Origin of the sequence: Phenylobacterium sp. (assembly GCF_044358365.1) — a bacterium.
Lineage (GTDB): Bacteria > Pseudomonadota > Alphaproteobacteria > Caulobacterales > Caulobacteraceae > Phenylobacterium.
Genome location: NZ_JBIKNZ010000023.1, coordinates 15,582 through 31,876, shown reverse-complemented (window position 1 = coordinate 31,876; position 16,295 = coordinate 15,582). Strand labels below are relative to the sequence as shown.

Here is a 16,295-nt window from a genome sequence, read left to right as displayed (position 1 = left end):
TCGGGCGGGAGTTCGAGAGCCAACCATGCCCGACCCGAGATTCTTTGAGGACCTGGGGCCCATCACCCTGAGCGAACTGGCGGAGGTGACTGGCGTCAGCCTGCCCGATGCGGCGGCTGCCGCGTCGCGAGTGGATCGGGTGGCCGTGCTCTCCCACGCCGGTCCCGGCAGCGTAACCTTCCTGATGGACCGACGGTTTGGCGAGACCCTCGCCGCCTCACGACCGAGCGCCTGCTTTCTCCCGCCGGATCTGGCGGATCATGTTCCGCCGGGTTGTGTAGCGCTGTCGACGTCAAATCCGCAGGCTGCGTACGCGCTCGCGGCACAGCGGCTGCATCGTCCGCGGCCTGGCGCCGCTTCGCCCATCGCACCGGACGCCTTGATCGAAACCGGGGTTGTGCTGGCGCCGGGCGTGGTCGTGGGACCCGGCGCGCAGATCGGTCGCAACACCCGGATCGGGGCCAACAGCGTGATCGGTCCGGGCGTCATGATAGGACGCGACTGTGAGATCGCGGCGAACGTCACCATCGGTTTTGCCCTGATTGGCGATCGGGTGCGGATTTTCGCCGGAGCGGTCATCGGCGAGCCCGGCTTCGGGGCGACTGTCGGTCCGAAAGGCCTGATAGATATTCCCCAGCTTGGGCGGGTGATCTTGCAGGACGGGGTCACCATCGGCGCCAACACCACTGTCGACCGCGGGGCCTATGACGATACGGTGATCGGCGAGAACACCAAGATCGACAACCTGGTACAGATCGCCCACAACGTCCGCGTGGGTCGCAACTGTGTGATGGCGGCGCAAGCGGGCATCTCGGGCAGTGTGAACATCGGGGACGGCGCCCAGTTTGGCGGTCGTGCAGGCGTGGCGGATCATGTGACCATCGGCGCCGGGGCCCGGGTGGGCGCGGCGGCGGGCGTGATGAAGGATATTCCGCCGGGCGAGACCTGGGGCGGGATGCCGGCGCGTCCGATCCGTCACTGGCTCAAGGAAACAGCATGGCTCGCCCGGATGGCGAGCCGAAGAGGCGGGGGACAGGCATGACGCGCAGGGCGCCGGTGGCGGTGGATCCCACCGAGATCGATATCACCGAGATCCTGATGCGAATTCCGCACCGGTATCCGTTTCTGCTCGTGGATCGATGTCAGGACTACAAGCCCTCGGAGTCGATCGTTGGCATCAAGTGCGTGACGGTAAACGAGCCCTTTTTCCAGGGTCACTTCCCCACCTATCCGGTGATGCCGGCGGTGCTCCTGATCGAAGCCATGGCCCAGACGGGCGCGGTGCTGATGTCGAAGTCGCTGGACGTCGACACCACGGGCAAGGCGATCTTCTTCATGTCGGCCGACAATTGCCGGTTCCGCTCACCGGTGCGGCCGGGCGATGTGGTGCGCATGCCGGTGCGTGTGGTTCGCCATCGGGGCGATGTGTTCAAGTTCGCCGGGCAGGCCATGGTGGGTGACAAGGTCGCCGCCGAGTGCGAGTTCGCGGCCATGGTGGTGGAGACCTGAGCGTTTGACCGTAGAGATTCATCCGACCGCGATCGTCGCCAAAGGGGCGGAACTGGCCGACGGTGTCAGCATCGGCCCGTTCTCGATCGTCGGCGAGCATGTCCGCATTGGCGCGCGCACCCAGGTGCTGGCCCATGTGGTGATCGAAAACCGCACGACGATCGGCGAGGATTGCTCCGTCCGGAACTTCTCGAACCTGGGCGGCCCGCCGCACCATACGGGCTATCGGGGCGAGCCGACCGAGCTGGTGATCGGCGATCGCAACAGGATCTGGGAACATGTGACGATGCATATTGCCGCGCCCGGTGGCGAGGGCGTTACGCGGGTTGGGAACGACGGCTTCTACATGGCCACCAGCCATGTCGGTCATGACTGCGTGGTGGGTGACAATGTGGTGCTTGCCCATTCCGCCACCCTGGGCGGCCACGTGCAAGTAGGCAACTTCGTCACGGTCAGCGGCCTGGCGGCGGTGCATCAGTTCTGCCGGGTCGGACGCTATTCCTTCATCGGCGGTCTGGCAGCGGTGACCAAGGATGTCATCCCCTACGGCATGGTCTGGGGCAATCACGCCCACCTTGAGGGTCTGAACCTGGTGGGTCTGAAACGGCGCGATTTCAGCCGTGAGACCATCGGCGAGCTTCGGTCGGCCTATCGCCTGCTGTTTGCTGAAGAGGGTACGCTCCAGGAGCGGGTCGACGATACGGTCGTAACGTTCGGCAAGAGCTCGCCAGTCATGGAAATCATCGATTTCATTCGTGCCGACGGCAATCGTCCGCTTTGCCTCCCGGCGCGCGAGATCTGATGCAGAAGCTGGGCCTGATCGCCGGCGGCGGAACATTGCCGGTGGAGATCGCCCGGCATTGCGAGCGGTCCGGTCGGCCGCTGTTTGTTGTGCGCCTGAAGGGTTTCGCAGGCGAGGCGCTCAAACCGTTTGTCGGCGCCGAGGTGGGGGTCGCGCAGTTCGGCAAGTGCGTGGACGTTCTGAAGCGCGCCGGGTGCACGACGGTCTGCCTGGCCGGGGACGTGGCGCGGCCTGACTTCAGCAGCCTGACGCCGGATGTCCGCGGCCTGATGCTGCTGCCCAAGGTCATAGCGGCGGCGCGCAAGGGAGATGACGCCCTGCTTCGCATGATGGTGGGAGCCTTCGAACAGGCCGGGTTCGAGGTGCTTGGCGCCCACGAGGTTATGGACGACCTCACGCTTCCGGCAGGCCTGCTGGGCGCGTGCGCGCCAGGCGCGGAGGACCTGGCCGACGCGACGCGCGCGCTGGAAGTCGCCCGGGCGATCGGAAGTCTCGACATTGGTCAGGCTGCCGTGGTCGTCCGCGGACTGGTGCTGGCGGTGGAGGCCCAGGAGGGCACGGATGCTGTTCTGAAGCGGGTAGCCGACCTTCCGGCGCATCTTAGAGGTCGCCCCGGCAGCGGGACCGGCGTTCTGGCCAAGGCCCCCAAACCGATTCAGGAAACCCGTGTCGATCTTCCGACCATCGGACTGGAGACCGTGCGCGGCGTGGCGCGGGCGGGCCTTGCCGGGATCGCGGGGGAGGCGGGGCGCCTGCTGGTGCTGGATCGCGAGGCGGTGATCGCCATGGCCGATGAACTGGGGATCTTCATTCTGGGCGTGAAATCGGGGGCGTCGTGAGCGCTCGGGTGCTCACCGTGATGCTGGTGGCCGCCGAAGCCTCAGGCGATGACCGGGGCGCCGGGCTGGCCCGGGCGCTGAAACGGCGACTGGGAGATGGGGTGCGGATTGTGGGTGTGGGGGGCGCCCGTCTGGCCGCAGAGGGGGTCTATAGCCCGTTCGATATCACGCAACTCTCGATTTTCGGTCTGTGGGAGGGCCTGTTCGCCTATCCTCGCGTGATCCGTCGCGCCGACGAAACGGCCGCCCTGGCTGCGCGGGAGCGGCCGGATGTCGCTGTGTTGATAGACTCCTGGGGCTTCAATCTGCGGGTGGCGTATCGCCTGAAGAAGATGGGCGTGCCGCTCGTAAAGTATGTGGCCCCCCAGGTCTGGGCGTCGCGCCCCGGTCGCGCCAGAACCACGGCGCAATGGTTTGATCTGCTCCTGACGATCCATAGCTTCGATGGACCCGCCTTCGAGGCCGAGGGGCTGGCTGTGGCTTTCGTGGGTGACGCCACCCTGGCCATCGACTTTGCCGCCGCTGACGCAGGGCGTTTGCGCCGTGAGATCGGCGCAGCGCCGGGAGACCAGATCCTGCTGGTGGCGCCCGGCAGCCGCCCCGTGGAGATTGATCGGGTCATGCCGGTGTTTGAAGACGCCGTGACGCGTCTCAAGGCGGAGCGGCCCGGGCTGCATGTGGTGGTGCCTGCGGCGCCCACGGTCGCTGCACGGGTGAGAGCGCAGGTCGCTGGCTGGCCATTCCGGGCTCACGTCGTGGAAGGCGAACAGGCGAAGCTTGACGCCATGGTGGCTGCCGATGTTGCGCTGGCGTGCTCGGGAACGGTAACCACGGAACTGGCGCTTGCGGGATGTCCGATGGTGGTGGGCTATCGACTGGCGCCGGCGACCCACGCCATTCTCAAGCGCCTGATCCGAACGAAGTGGGTGACGCTGTTCAACATTGCCGCCCGGGATTTCGTGGCGCCTGAAATGATCCAGGGTGACTGCAATGGCCCGGCATTGTCGCGTGAGATCGCGCTGCGCCTGGACGACGCGGAGTTGCGCGTGACGCAGGTAGCGCGGCAAACCGAAGCCTTGCTGAAAATGGGTCGCGGCGGCCCCGATCCCAACGAGGCCGCCGCGACGGCAGTTCTTGACCTGATCGGCCGGGCTTAGCGCTTGTCGACGGGCACGAAGCTACGGGCAGGGGCGCCGGTGTAGATCTGGCGCGGACGGCCGATCTTCTGCGACGGATCCTCGATCATTTCCTTCCACTGGGCGATCCAGCCGACTGTGCGCGCGAGCGCGAAGAGCACGGTGAACATCTCTGGCGGGAACCCGAGGGCGCGCAGGGTGATGCCGGAATAGAAATCGACGTTCGGGTAGAGTTTGCGTTCCACGAAATAGGGGTCGTTGAGGGCGACCTTCTCGAGTTCCATGGCGACCTGCAGGATCGGATCGTTTTCGGCTCCGACCTCCTTGAGCACCTCATGGCAGGTCTTCTGCATGACCGTCGCGCGCGGGTCGTAGTTCTTGTAGACCCGGTGACCGAAGCCCATCAGCAGGTAACGCCGGTCCTTAACGCCTTGAACGAATTCAGGAATCTTGTCGACCGTGCCGATATCGGTCAGCATGTTGAGGCATTCCTCGTTCGCCCCGCCGTGCTTCGGACCCCAGAGCGAGGCAATACCAGCCGCGATACAGGCAAAGGGATTGGCGCCCGATGAGCCAGCCAGTCGCACGGTCGAGGTGGACGCGTTCTGCTCATGGTCGGCGTGCAGGATGAAAATCCGGTCCATCGCCCTCGTCAGGACCGGGTTGGGGACCCAATCCTCCGCAGGCACTGAGAAGCACATTCGCAGGAAGTTCTCGGCGTAGGAAAGTTCGTTGCGCGGGAACACGAACGGCTGACCGCGTGAGTATTTGAAGGCCCTCGCCGCGATCGTCGGCATCTTGGCGATCATCCGGTGAGCGGAGATCATCCGCTGCGCGGGATCGTTCACATTGGTGCTGTCGTGATAGAACGCCGACAAGGCGCCAACAGCGCCGGTCATGATCGCCATCGGGTGAGCATCACGCCGGAAGCCCATGAAAAACCGGTCGAATTGCTCATGGATCATCGTGTGATAGGTGATGTTCTTTTCGAACACCTCGAACTCCGGCGCGCTCGGCAGTTCACCGTGCAGGAGGAGGTAGCAGACCTCCAGGAAGTTCGACTTCTCGGCCAGCTCCATGATCGGGTAGCCACGGTGCAGCAGGATACCGGCATCCCCGTCGATGAAGGTGATCTTGCTCTCGCAGGACGCGGTCGACATGAAGCCCGGGTCGTAGGTGAACACGTCGGCTTCGGCGTACAGCTTGCGGATATCAACAACGGCCGGGCCGTCGGTGCCTCGAAGCACCGGCAATTCTACGGTCTTTCCGTCAATTTCGAATTTCGCCGTATTGCCCATATGAACCCCCTTCGCGACTGCGAGATAGACCGACTATTTTAGCGCTTATAACCCTTTACGCCCGGAGAGAAAGTGCATCGTCGATGCGGCCCAGGCTCTCGTCCCGGCCCAGGGCTGTCAGGGCGCCCGCGAGGTCGGGCGCCGGCGCACCGCCGGACAATACCGAACGCAAAGGCGCTCCGAATTTGCCGATGCCGACGCCGTCGGACTCCGCGAAAGCCCGGATGGCCAGTTCCAGAGACGGCACGTTCCAGTCAGCGACTTGCGTCAGGGCGCCACGCAGCCGCCCCAGTCGGGCTCGGGTCTCGTCGGTAAGCTGGCTCAGAGCCTTCTCGGGGAGCGCAAGGGGGCGCGATTTGAGGACGAACGCCACGGTATCCGCCAGTTCCAGGGTAGTTTTGGCGCCGTCGCGGACGAAGGGAATTGTACGGGTGATCAGGGTTTCGTCTCCCTGACGCACCACCTCTCCACGGCGCTTGAGAATTTCGATGACAAGCCCCGCCAGTCGCGCAGGGTCGGCCTCGCGGATGTAGTGATTGTTGATGTGGTTGAGCTTGGCCCAATCCAGCCGGGCCGGCGCACTGACAACGTCCTTGATGTCGAACCACGCTATGGCCTGGGCGTCGGAAAAGATCTCGTCGTCGCCATGGCCCCAGCCGAGTTTGGCCAGATAGTTGCGCAGCGTCTCCGGCAGATAGCCCATCTCGTCGAACTCGCCGACCGCCTGGGATCCGTGTCGCTTTGACAGTTTCGCGCCGTCTGGCCCGTGGATCATCGGCAGGTGCGCCCAGATCGGGATCTCCCAATCCATCGCCTGATAGATGACGGTTTGCCGGGCTGCGTTGTTGAGGTGGTCGTCACCGCGGATCACGTGGGTGATGGCCATGTCGTGGTCATCCACGACGACGGCCAGATTGTAGGTCGGATTACCGTCTGAGCGCAGGAGGATCAGATCGTCCAGGGTGCTGTTCTGGAAGCGTACATCGCCCTTGATGGCGTCTGCCACCACGGTGTCGCCTTCCAGCGGGCTCTTCAGTCGCACGGCGTAGGGACGGTCAGGCCAGGTCGAAGGGTCAGCCTCCCGCCAGGCGGAGCGCACGACGCGGCCCTCCGAGCGGGCGCGTTCACGTTCGATCTCGAGCTCTTCAGCGGTCATGTAGTCCCGGTAGGCCTGACCCCGCGCCACCAGTTCGGCGACCACCTCGCGGTGGCGGTCAGCGCGGGCGTACTGGAACACCGGGGGCTCGTCAGGCGTCATGCCCAGCCAGTTCAGGCCACCGAAAATCACCTGGACCGCAGCCTCGGTTGAGCGCTCGCGATCGGTGTCTTCCACGCGCACCAGGAATGTGCCACCCGTATGACGTGCAAAGAGCCAATTGAAAAGCGCAGTGCGAGCAGTGCCAATGTGCATCATGCCAGTGGGGGACGGAGCAATCCGGGTGCGGACGGGGCGATCTGACATGAAGCTCGCAGGGGGTTACGTGGTCGCGGGGCGCGCGTCTTAGCATGGCGGCTGTGGCGCATCCTAGCCTTGCGCGGGTTGCCGGGGCTCTGGCCGATCAGGTCGGGCGGCAGACCGACCGCTGGACGCTCTGGACACCCGTGGCGCTGGGTCTGGGATGCGCGCTCTATTTCGGCCTGCCGCGGGAGCCGCAGAGCCTGGTGGGCTGGGGATTGCTGCCGGTCGTGGCCGGGCTGTTGATCGCCACCCGGTGGAGCGCCTGGCGCGCCTTGACCATCGTGCTGGTGCTAAGCGCCTGCGCTCTTGGCGGGTTCGCCGTGGCGAAGTGGCGCGCAGAGAGTGTGAAGGCGCCCGTGGCGCCCGCCGGTGCGCGGCCCCAATGGGTTGAGGCCTGGGTGGTGGATGTGGCCTCGCCGGGGCAGGGCGGGCAGCGGCTGTTGCTGGCACCAGTCTCGATCGGCGACTGGTCGCCGGCGGTTACGCCAATCCGGATTCGGGTGACCCTTCGGCCCGATGCAGAATTGCTATCGCCCGGCGATCCGGTTCGGCTGCTGGCGATCCTGAACCCGCCGCCGCCGCCGGCCAGTCCTGGCTCCTACGATTTTGCACGCGACGCCTATTTCGAGAGCGTGGGCGCAGTCGGGCTGGCGCTTCGGGCTCCGCAGCGGCTCGCCGCAGATACGGTCCCGCCCTGGAGATTGCGCCTGACCATGCGGATCAACGCTGTTCGCTGGGCGCTGACGCAACGCATTGTCGACACCCTGGGTCCGGAGACCGGTGGGCTCGCGGCGGCGATGACCACGGGGCATGAAGCCTTTATCCCGCGCGAGCAGGTGGAAAATCTGCGGGCTGCGGGCCTGGCGCACATCGTCTCGATCAGTGGCCTCCACATGGCGATCGTGGGCGGCTTCGCCTTTGCCGCCGCGCGGCTGGCCGTGGCGGCCTGGCCCTGGTTGGCCTTGCGCGTGTCCGGCAAGAAGGTGGCTGCCCTGTTCGGTCTGGCTGCCGTTGGAGGGTATCTGGTGCTGTCAGGCGCGCCGCCGCCAGCCGAACGTGCGGCGATCACGGCGGCGGTGGCGTTCGCCGCCATCCTCGCAGATCGTCAGGCCATCAGCCTGCATGCCCTGGCACTGGCGGCCATGGCCGTTCTGTTGATCCATCCAGAGGCGGTGACGGAGCCCGGGTTTCAGATGTCCTTCGCAGCCACGGCCGCATTGGTGGCCCTGGCTGAAATCTGGCCACGCCCGGTGCGTGAGATCGATGTGCCATGGCCCATCCGGCTGACTCAGGCGGCTGCGACCTGGATCCTCGCCAGCATCGCTGTCAGCTTCATCGCAGGCCTGGCGACGGGGCCGTTCGCGATCCAGCATTTCAATCGCGTTTCGACCTTCGGCCTCTTCGCAAATCTTGCCGTGGCGCCAATCTCCTCTTTTCTGATGATGCCAGGCCTGGCCCTGGGCGCCGCATTGACCCCGTTCGGGCTGGGCCAGGCGCCCCTGGAGGTGGCGGGCTGGTCCATCAGTCTGATGAACCAGGTTGCCGCGATCACGGCGGGAGCGCCGGCAGCTCAGGTTGTCGTACCAAGCGCGCCGGATTGGGTGTTGCCGGTCAGCTTTCTGGGGTTGCTGTTCGCCTGTCTCTGGCGCGGTCATCTGCGCTGGATCGGTATTCCCGTCGCGTGCGCGGTGCTCTGGGCGCCCAGACCGTCGCCGCCCGACATCTGGATCAGCGCCGATGGCGCGGCGGTGGCGGTTCGAGACGGCAAGGACGCGGTGCTCCTTCGGCCGGACGTGAAGCTCTTCGGCGCCGAGCTTTGGGCGCGCAGGCGCGGCCTGACGCCGCTTGCGTCTGAAGCTGATCGTGATTCCCGGTTCGCCTGTGACGCGTGGAGTTGTGCGCCGCTCGCCGCCTCGCCCGTGCAACTGGCGGCAGCCTGGAATGTCCGCAGGCCTCTGAAGGACGGGCGGCTTGAGGCCCTGTGCGCGTCGGCTGAGATCGTGGTGTTGCGCAACGACTTCCGGCCGGAGACGTGTCGGGCGGAGCTCCTCCTGACCGGCCTCGATTTTGCGCAGGGCGGCTCGGCCGAAATCTATCGCGCCGGCTCGGGTTGGCGGGTCGTTTGGGCGCAGTCCCTGCGTGGACGCAGACCCTGGACCTGGGGCTATGATCCCCGATGATGTTTGCCAGGCCCGCTCGCTCGCCACGGGCGCGGCGAGCGGTGGTCCCACAGTCTAGTGATAGCGGCGGATCAGTCCCACCAGCTTGCCCTGCACGGCGACCTGATCCGGTCCGAAGATGCGGGTTTCGTAGGCCGGGTTGGCGGCTTCCAGCGCGATCGAGGCGCCCTTCTTACGAAGCCGTTTCAGGGTGGCTTCCTCACCATCGATCAGGGCTACGACGATATCGCCGGACACCGCACTGTCGGTTTTCTTGATGACCACAAAGTCGCCGTCGAGAATGCCGGCGTTGATCATGGAGTCCCCGGCGATCTCGAGCACGAAGTGTTCGCCGGCGCCCAGAATGCTCTCGGGAACCGGCATCCGGTCGCGTTCCTGCTGGATCGCCGCGATAGGCGTTCCGGCGGCGATCTTGCCCAGGATGGGAAGTTCCCGACTGTCGTTGGCGGCGACCTGAACCAGACCCGAACCGTCCACCAGTTGCGGCTTGAACGGCGCGCGACCCTTTGGCGGCGCGGCGGCCGTGGCCTGCTGCGGCAGCTTCACCACCTCCAGGGCCCGGGCCCGGTGCGGCAGGCGACGCAGGAAGCCGCGTTCCTCGAGGGCTGTGATCAATCGGTGAATGCCGGATTTGGAGGCCAGATCCAGCGCCTCCTTCATCTCGTCAAATGACGGCGATACGCCGCTTTCCTTGATCCGCTCATGGATGAACATGAGTAACTCGTGCTGCTTGCGGGTGAGCATGGTGAGAACCTCAAAGAACAAAGCGCAAACGCTTGACGATGTTCTCTAGGTGTTCCGGGTTAATGTCAAGTTACCAACCAGCCTGTTGAATCCATGAAGTTTTTCCGACAGAGAGGTGTCAGTTCAGCAGGGAGCGAGTCGCAGCTTCAACGTCTTCCTGGCGCATCAGGCTCTCGCCGACGAGCATCGCCGCAGCGCCGGATCGTTCCAGTCGTGCGGCGTCGGCCGAGGTGAAAATTCCACTTTCGGTGACGAGGATGGCCCCGGGCGGCGCGGCGGCCGCCAGTCGTTCTGTGGCCCCCAGATCGGTGACGAACGTCCGCAGGTCGCGGTTGTTGATTCCGACCAGATCGGCGGCCAGCCGGCCGGCCCGCGCCATCTCGGCCTCGTCGTGAACCTCGACCAGGACATCCATGCCGTAGCGGCGGGCCTCGACGATCAACTCGCCGGCCAGGTCATCGTCGATCATCGCCAATATGACCAGTATGGCGTCAGCCCCGAGCGCCCGCGACTCGGCCACCTGCCAGGGATCCACCAGAAATTCCTTGCGGAGACAGGGCAGGGTGCAGGCCTTCCGGGCAGCGGTCAGGAAGGCGTCAGCGCCCTGGAAGCTCGGCGTATCGGTCAGGACGGACAGACAGGCCGCCCCACCGGCCTCGTAGGCTCGCGCCAGGGCTGGCGGATCGAAGTCCGGCCGGATCACGCCCTTGGACGGCGAGGCCTTCTTGATCTCGGCGATCAGCGCGAGCCGGCCCGGGCCATGCGCCTTGATGAGCGCGGAGCGAAAGCCCCGCGGGGGTGTGACCCCACCTGTCTTCATGGTCGGGTGCGCCGCCTTGCGGACGGCGACCTCCTCGCGCTTGTACGCTGCGATGCGGGTCAGAATGTCGCTCATCGCGGTGCGATCTCCACCAGCTTTTGCAGCGCCGCCCGTGCGCGTCCGTCGTCGATGATCTGCCGCGCCAGACCGACACCGTCGGCCAGGGTTTCGCAGGTCCCGCTTACGACAAAGGCGGCCGCGGCATTCAGCAGAACAATGTCGCGATAGGGGCCAGGCTCGCCGTCCAGCAGGCGGCGAAGGGCCTGGGCGTTCTCGGCGGGAAGTCCGCCGGTCAGATCTGACAATCGGGCGCGCGGCAGGCCAACCTCCTCCGGCGACACAGTGAACTCACGGACCTGCCCGTTGTGATACTCGGCGACCTGGGTGACGCTCGTGGTCGTGAGCTCGTCCATGCCGTCGCCATGCACGACCCAGGCGCGCTCTGAACCCAACGCGCCCAGCGCGGTCGCGAGTGGGGTCACCCAATGGGGAGCGAACACGCCCACGACCTGCCGCGCCGCGCCGGCGGGATTGGTCAGCGGTCCCAGCAGGTTGAAGATCGTCCGGAAGCCCAGTTCAGCGCGGATCGGCGAAACGTGGCGCATGGCGCTGTGATGGGCCGGGGCGAACAGAAAGCAGATTCCGGCCTCGTCGAGCGCCTGTCGCTGTCGGTCCAGACCAGGATCGATGGCGACGCCGAGTTCGGAGAGAACGTCGGCGGCGCCTGACTTCGAGGACAGCGCACGATTGCCGTGCTTGGCCACCTTCAGCCCGCCGCCGGCCGCCACGAAGCTGACGGCGGTGGATATGTTCAGTGTGTGCAGGCCGTCGCCGCCGGTGCCACAGACGTCGATGGTGGGGTAGGGCGTCTCGAGCAAAAGCGACGCTGCGCGCATCGCCCGCGCGCCGGCCGTGATCTCGCCAACCGTTTCGCCACGCATCCGGATGGCGGTAAGCGCTGCGCCGATCTGGGCCGGAGTGGGCTCACCTCGCAGACAGGCGGCGAAAAAGTCCTGTGCTTCGGCCTCGGTCAGGATGGCGCCGTCCGCGAGGCGCGACAGCAGCGGCTTGAAGGCGTCAGACATCTGTCGGGCGCGGTCAGACCTGGGACAGGCGCTTGACGCCGGCCAGGTCGAGGAAATTGCCCAGCAGTTCGTGGCCGCACTCGGTGGCGATGGATTCCGGGTGGAACTGCACGCCGAAGATCGGCCGGGTGCGATGCTGCAGCCCCATGATCTCGCCGTCCTCGGTGCGCGCGGTCACCTCGAGTTCGGGGGGAAGGCCGCCCTGCTGCACCGCCAGGCTGTGGTAGCGCGTGGCGGTGAAGGGGTTTTTGAGACCGGCGAAGACGCCGCGATTGTCGTGGTGGATCTGGCTGGTTTTGCCGTGCATCAGGGCGCCGGCGCGTACCACCTCGCCGCCAAACGCCTGGCCGATGGACTGGTGACCCAGACAGACCCCGAAAATCGGCAGGTCGTCAGGCGCCTGTTTGATCATGTCCAGGCAGATGCCGGCCTCGTTCGGCGTTTTCGGCCCTGGCGACAGGAGGACGGCTTCCGGACGCAGGGCGATCGCCTCGGCGACGGAGAGCGCGTCATTGCGCACAACAAGCGTCTCAGCCCCAAGCTCGTTCAGATAGTGGACGAGATTGTAGGTAAAGCTGTCGTAGTTATCGACGACCAGGATCATGGGCGTGTCATAGGCTTTGCCGCGGCGCGCGCCAAGCCGGATGCTGCGCGCATGTCGCCAGCCGATTCGAGCCTTGACCCCACCGAGCTTGCCCGATGCCGTGTGTTGCTGGGACCGCCGGCCCGGCGCGATCCGATCTGGCCCGCGCTCGCAGCCGCTACCGCTCTGGCCGTGAGCTCTCTGGCCTTCGCCGTGGTCATGATCCTGGCTCCGCCGGTGCGGACGGAGCACGTGGCGACGGGGGCGCCGGAGTAGGCCAAACGCCTAGATGAAGCGCCAGCTTTCCTCTGCCGCCCGTCGCAGGGCCCGGGCTTTGTGCAGTGTCTCGTCGTACTCCGCGTCGGGGTCGCTATCGGCAACGACGCCCGCGCCGGCCTGAACGTACATCATGCCGTCCTTGAAAATGGCGGTGCGCAGGACGATGCAGGTGTCGACCGAGCCGTCCGAGCCGAAGTAGCCGACGGCGCCGGCGTAGGCGATGCCCCGCTTCTCGATCTCGAGTTCATCGATGATCTCCATGGCCCGGACCTTGGGCGCCCCGGACAGGGTGCCGGCGGGCAGGGCGGCCATGACCACGTCCACGGGATCCAGGCCCTCCGGCGCATCGCCCTCGACGTTGGAAACCAGGTGCATGACGTGGCTGTAGCGCTCGACGAAGAAGCTGGCGGTGACGCGCACGCGGGGCGTGCGGCTGGGTGGCGGCGGTTCGTTGGCGCCGGACTGCTTCAGCATGGCCACGCGGCCCACATCATTGCGACCCAGGTCCAGCAGCATCAGATGCTCGGCGCGCTCCTTGGGATCGGCGATGAGTTCCTGCTCGAGCGCCCGGTCTTCCTCGGGCGTGGCGCCGCGCGGGCGGGTGCCGGCGAGGGGCCGAATTGTGATCTTGCCGTCCCGCAGCCGTACCAGAATCTCGGGTGAGGAGCCGGCAAGATGGAACGTTCCGAAATCCAGGAAAAACAGGAAGGGCGAGGGGTTGGTCCGACGCAGGGACCGATAGAGCGCGAACGGGTCTTGCGGGAAGGGCGCCCGCAACCGGTGGCTGGGTACCACCTGGAAGATATCCCCGGCCTGGATGTAACCCTTCGCCGTCTCGACGATACCCCGAAACGTCTCGCGGTCGACCGGGGTGGTGAAGCTGTCGGGCTCCGGCCTGGCCGTGCCCAGCAGGGGCGGGGCCGGTTTTTTCAGGTCTTCGATGACCGCCCGCAGCCGGCGCTGCGCGGCGGCGTAGGCATCGGCCGCTGACGCTTCGTCGGGACGTACCGACGTCACCAGGATGATTTCTTGGGCGATGGCGTCGAAGATGGCCACGATCGAGGGGCGCGCCAGAACGCTGTCGGGCAGGTTTAGCGGGTCTGGATTGACGTTGGGCAGGCGCTCGACCAGCCGGATCATGTCGTAGCCAATGGCCCCGAAGACGCCCGCCGCCATGGGCGGGAGTCCGGCCGGAAGCTCGATCCTTGAGGCGGCCAGCAGGTCGCGCAGGGAATCCAGCGCCGCGCCCGGCTCCTCAGTGAACTGCTCCGCCGCGATGTCCGGACCCCGGGCGATCTCGGCCGTCTCACCCCGGCAGCGCCAGACGAGGTCCGGGTTCAGGGTGATGATCGAGTAGCGCGCCCGGAAGGCCCCGCCCTCCACGGATTCGAACAGGAAGGCATAGGGCTTGCCGTGCCCGATCTTCAGGAAGGCCGAGACCGGCGTCTCGAGATCATCGATCAGCCGGGTCCAGACGACCTGGGGAGCTCCGCCGTCGTAGGTCGATGAGAAGGCCTCGAACGGCGGCTCTGAATTCACCCCTTCTTCTCCGGGGTCTTGGCGGCAGGTTCTTCCTTCGGTTCAAAGCCGGCGGCGGCCCGCGCGCGCGCAGGGTCGGTTCTCACCTTCAGCTTGGTGCGGGCATAGACCTGGGCGCCTTCCGCCATCTCGCGGAATACGGCCTGGGCCAGTTCGCCGCGGTTCATCTCGGCCATCCGGGCGGCTGTCGGGCCTGTGTTCATCCGCACATTGTCGATGCGGCCAATGGCGAAACCGGTCGGTGTCGGCGTTGACCACGCCTCACGCGGTTTTGCCGCGAAGGCGCGGGCAAGGATTTCGCGTCCAATGTCGGCGACCCGGGGCTCAGCCGTCTGTCGCGACAGGCCGGGCGCGCGTTGCACCGCATAGCCTGCCGACGCGGCGACCGCGTCAAGGGCCTCGCCTTTCCGAACACGCGCAAGCAACGTCTCCGCCCGAGCTTCCATGGCGCGGGTGATCTCGCGGCGCATCCAGGCGTTGGTGACTATGGGCCTGATTTCGTCCAGCGGCTGAACGTGGGGGTCAATAACTTTTTCCACGCGGACAGCGAAATAGGCCCCTTCGCCCAGTTCCGTGATCTCGCTCTCGCCGCCGGCCGGCAGGGAGAACGCGGTCTCAAGGATCTTGGCCGGCAGGCCCTGCATCTGGCGGCGCTTGTCGTCGATACCCTGGGCGCTGATAGGACCGACCGTCTCGAAGGGTACGCCCGCCTTCTTTGCAGCGTCGGGCAGACTGGCCCCGCCCTGATGAGCGTCGTCATAGGCCTGGGTCTGGGCATAGACCTTTTCGGAGACCATATCCTTGCGGATCTCGGCCTCAAGCATCGGCCGGGCTTCCTCAAGGGTCACTTCGCGACCGGGCGAAACATTGGCGACCCGCACCACCGCCAGGCCCAGGTCGCCCTGAAGCGTGGCGATCTGGCCAGCGGGAAGGCGGAAAGCGGCCTGGCCAATCTTGCGATCAGCGACCGCAGTCAGCGGCTTATCCTCATAGGTCACTGCGTCAACGCCCAGCGATCTGGCGACAGCGACCGGCGACTCGCCGGCGGACAGTCGGGCGGTGACTTTCTGGGCCGATGCCTGATCCTTTACCGGGATCTGCACCAGTGTACGGGTCTCCGGCTTTGAGAGCGTGTCCTTCCGGAAGGCGTAACGCTTCTGGAGTTCCGCAGGATCGATGGGCGCATTCGCAACCGCGGCGGCGGCCGCGCCCGGCACGAACGGCACAACAGTGAAGATCCGCATCTCCGGCACCATCAGATCGCTTTTGCTTTCCTTGATGAAGGCCAGCAGCTGGGCGTCGCTGGGCGCTGCGGGTTGCGGAACGCTCTGCGGCGTCACCACAAAGTAGGCGAGGTCACGGGATTCCAGGGCGAAAACCGAGCCCAGAGCGCCATAGGCGCGGGGCACGTTGAAGCCGTTCTGAATGGCGACCGCCCAGTGTTGGGAAGCCATCTCGTCGCCCAGCACCCGGTCGAAGCCCTGCTTGGTGTAACCGTTCTCGGTCAGACGCGCGGTGAATGTCTTGTCGTCAAAGGCGCCGGTGATCGGATTGAAGAAGTCCGGGATCTTGCTGATCTGGGCGAGGATGAGCTTGTCGGAAGGCCGGATGCCGATCTTGTGCAGCAGTTCGGAGAATGCCTCGCGGGTCGCCAGGCCGTTCAGGACCGTGGAGTCGAGATTGTTCTGCTCCGCCATTTCCGTGGTGATCGGTTGGCCGGCCTGCTGCTCCGCGCGTTTCTTGTTGCGATCATACTCGCGCCGGAACTCGGCGGAATCGACGCTCCGTGAACCCGCCTTGATGACCTCGTCGCCGCGAATGGCGTCAACGCTGTACTGGCTCATGCCAAAACCCGCCATGGCGACAATGACCAGGCCCAGGATGATCCGGGTGAACCAGGACGTGGCAGAAGTCTTCTTCTCGGCGGGCATTGTGGTCCTTTCCCGGGACGGGCGTGGGCGACGGTATAGTGGAGGCGGCTTCCGTCCGGCAAGCACGTGACAGACAAGACGTCTTGGCTTA

Annotated in this window: 15 protein-coding genes; 7 read left to right on the top strand and 8 right to left on the bottom strand. The window is 65.9% G+C overall.

Annotation, left to right across the window (positions count from 1 at the left end; genetic code table 11):
* Positions 1-25: 25 nt before the first annotated feature.
* From lpxD to lpxB, 5 genes are read left to right on the top strand one after another with little or no spacing between them, the layout of a single operon-like run.
* Positions 26-1,042 (top strand): UDP-3-O-(3-hydroxymyristoyl)glucosamine N-acyltransferase, encoded by a 1,017-nt coding sequence (gene lpxD / locus ACIQ3B_RS08585; protein WP_397401580.1) that lies wholly within the window; start codon positions 26-28, stop codon positions 1,040-1,042.
* The gene (gene fabZ, locus ACIQ3B_RS08580) at positions 1,039-1,509 is read left to right on the top strand and encodes a 3-hydroxyacyl-ACP dehydratase FabZ (RefSeq protein WP_397401578.1); all 471 of its coding nucleotides are present in this window, start codon (positions 1,039-1,041) and stop codon (positions 1,507-1,509) included. The genes lpxD and fabZ overlap by 4 nt, the downstream gene beginning before the upstream one ends.
* A gap of 4 nt (positions 1,510-1,513) precedes the next feature.
* Positions 1,514-2,311, top strand: a complete 798-nt coding sequence (gene lpxA / locus ACIQ3B_RS08575) for an acyl-ACP--UDP-N-acetylglucosamine O-acyltransferase (RefSeq protein WP_397401576.1) — start codon at positions 1,514-1,516, stop codon at positions 2,309-2,311.
* A complete protein-coding gene (locus ACIQ3B_RS08570; RefSeq protein WP_397401574.1) occupies positions 2,311-3,150 on the top strand; it encodes an LpxI family protein in 840 nt (279 codons plus the stop codon). Before lpxA ends, ACIQ3B_RS08570 begins: the two co-directional genes overlap by 1 nt.
* Entirely contained in the window at positions 3,147-4,307 is a 1,161-nt protein-coding gene (gene lpxB / locus ACIQ3B_RS08565) for a lipid-A-disaccharide synthase (protein ID WP_397401572.1), read from the top strand. The genes ACIQ3B_RS08570 and lpxB overlap by 4 nt, the downstream gene beginning before the upstream one ends.
* On the opposite strand, the gene gltA is transcribed toward lpxB, so the two are convergent.
* Both gltA and gltX read right to left on the bottom strand, forming a co-directional pair.
* Positions 4,304-5,584 carry a citrate synthase gene (gltA, locus tag ACIQ3B_RS08560; protein ID WP_397401570.1) on the bottom strand — a complete coding sequence of 427 codons (1,281 nt, stop codon included), beginning with the start codon at positions 5,582-5,584 and terminating at the stop codon, positions 4,304-4,306. The two genes, lpxB and gltA, sit on opposite strands and share 4 nt — an antisense overlap.
* A gap of 55 nt (positions 5,585-5,639) precedes the next feature.
* Positions 5,640-7,046, bottom strand: coding sequence for a glutamate--tRNA ligase (gene gltX / locus ACIQ3B_RS08555; RefSeq protein ID WP_397401568.1), 1,407 nt, complete (start codon positions 7,044-7,046; stop codon positions 5,640-5,642).
* A gap of 44 nt (positions 7,047-7,090) precedes the next feature.
* On the opposite strand from gltX, the gene ACIQ3B_RS08550 reads away from it, so the two are divergent.
* A complete protein-coding gene (locus tag ACIQ3B_RS08550) occupies positions 7,091-9,223 on the top strand; it encodes a ComEC/Rec2 family competence protein (protein WP_397401566.1) in 2,133 nt (710 codons plus the stop codon).
* Positions 9,224-9,277: 54 nt separating this feature from the next.
* Here ACIQ3B_RS08550 and lexA read toward each other — a convergent pair whose 3' ends face one another.
* From lexA to ACIQ3B_RS08530, 4 genes are all read right to left on the bottom strand, one after another.
* The gene (gene lexA / locus ACIQ3B_RS08545) at positions 9,278-9,967 is read right to left on the bottom strand and encodes a transcriptional repressor LexA (protein WP_397401564.1); all 690 of its coding nucleotides are present in this window, start codon (positions 9,965-9,967) and stop codon (positions 9,278-9,280) included.
* A 118-nt stretch (positions 9,968-10,085) separates the two neighbouring features.
* Positions 10,086-10,862, bottom strand: coding sequence for an indole-3-glycerol phosphate synthase TrpC (gene trpC, locus ACIQ3B_RS08540; protein WP_397401562.1), 777 nt, complete (start codon positions 10,860-10,862; stop codon positions 10,086-10,088).
* The gene (gene trpD / locus ACIQ3B_RS08535) at positions 10,859-11,872 is read right to left on the bottom strand and encodes an anthranilate phosphoribosyltransferase (RefSeq protein ID WP_397401560.1); all 1,014 of its coding nucleotides are present in this window, start codon (positions 11,870-11,872) and stop codon (positions 10,859-10,861) included. The genes trpC and trpD overlap by 4 nt, the downstream gene beginning before the upstream one ends.
* Positions 11,873-11,885: 13 nt before the next feature.
* Complete coding sequence (locus tag ACIQ3B_RS08530; protein ID WP_397401558.1) at positions 11,886-12,476, bottom strand: anthranilate synthase component II; 591 nt, start codon at positions 12,474-12,476, stop codon at positions 11,886-11,888.
* Between the two features lie 51 nt (positions 12,477-12,527).
* Here ACIQ3B_RS08530 and ACIQ3B_RS08525 point away from each other — a divergent pair, with 51 nt between their 5' ends.
* Positions 12,528-12,731: a hypothetical protein gene (locus ACIQ3B_RS08525; RefSeq protein ID WP_397401556.1), complete on the top strand. Its 204-nt coding sequence runs from the start codon at positions 12,528-12,530 to the stop codon at positions 12,729-12,731.
* 9 nt (positions 12,732-12,740) lie between these two features.
* Here ACIQ3B_RS08525 and trpE read toward each other — a convergent pair whose 3' ends face one another.
* Positions 12,741-14,273, bottom strand: coding sequence for an anthranilate synthase component I (gene trpE / locus ACIQ3B_RS08520; protein WP_397401554.1), 1,533 nt, complete (start codon positions 14,271-14,273; stop codon positions 12,741-12,743).
* The gene (locus tag ACIQ3B_RS08515; RefSeq protein ID WP_397401552.1) at positions 14,270-16,204 is read right to left on the bottom strand and encodes a peptidylprolyl isomerase; all 1,935 of its coding nucleotides are present in this window, start codon (positions 16,202-16,204) and stop codon (positions 14,270-14,272) included. The genes trpE and ACIQ3B_RS08515 overlap by 4 nt, the downstream gene beginning before the upstream one ends.
* Positions 16,205-16,295 lie beyond the last annotated feature (91 nt).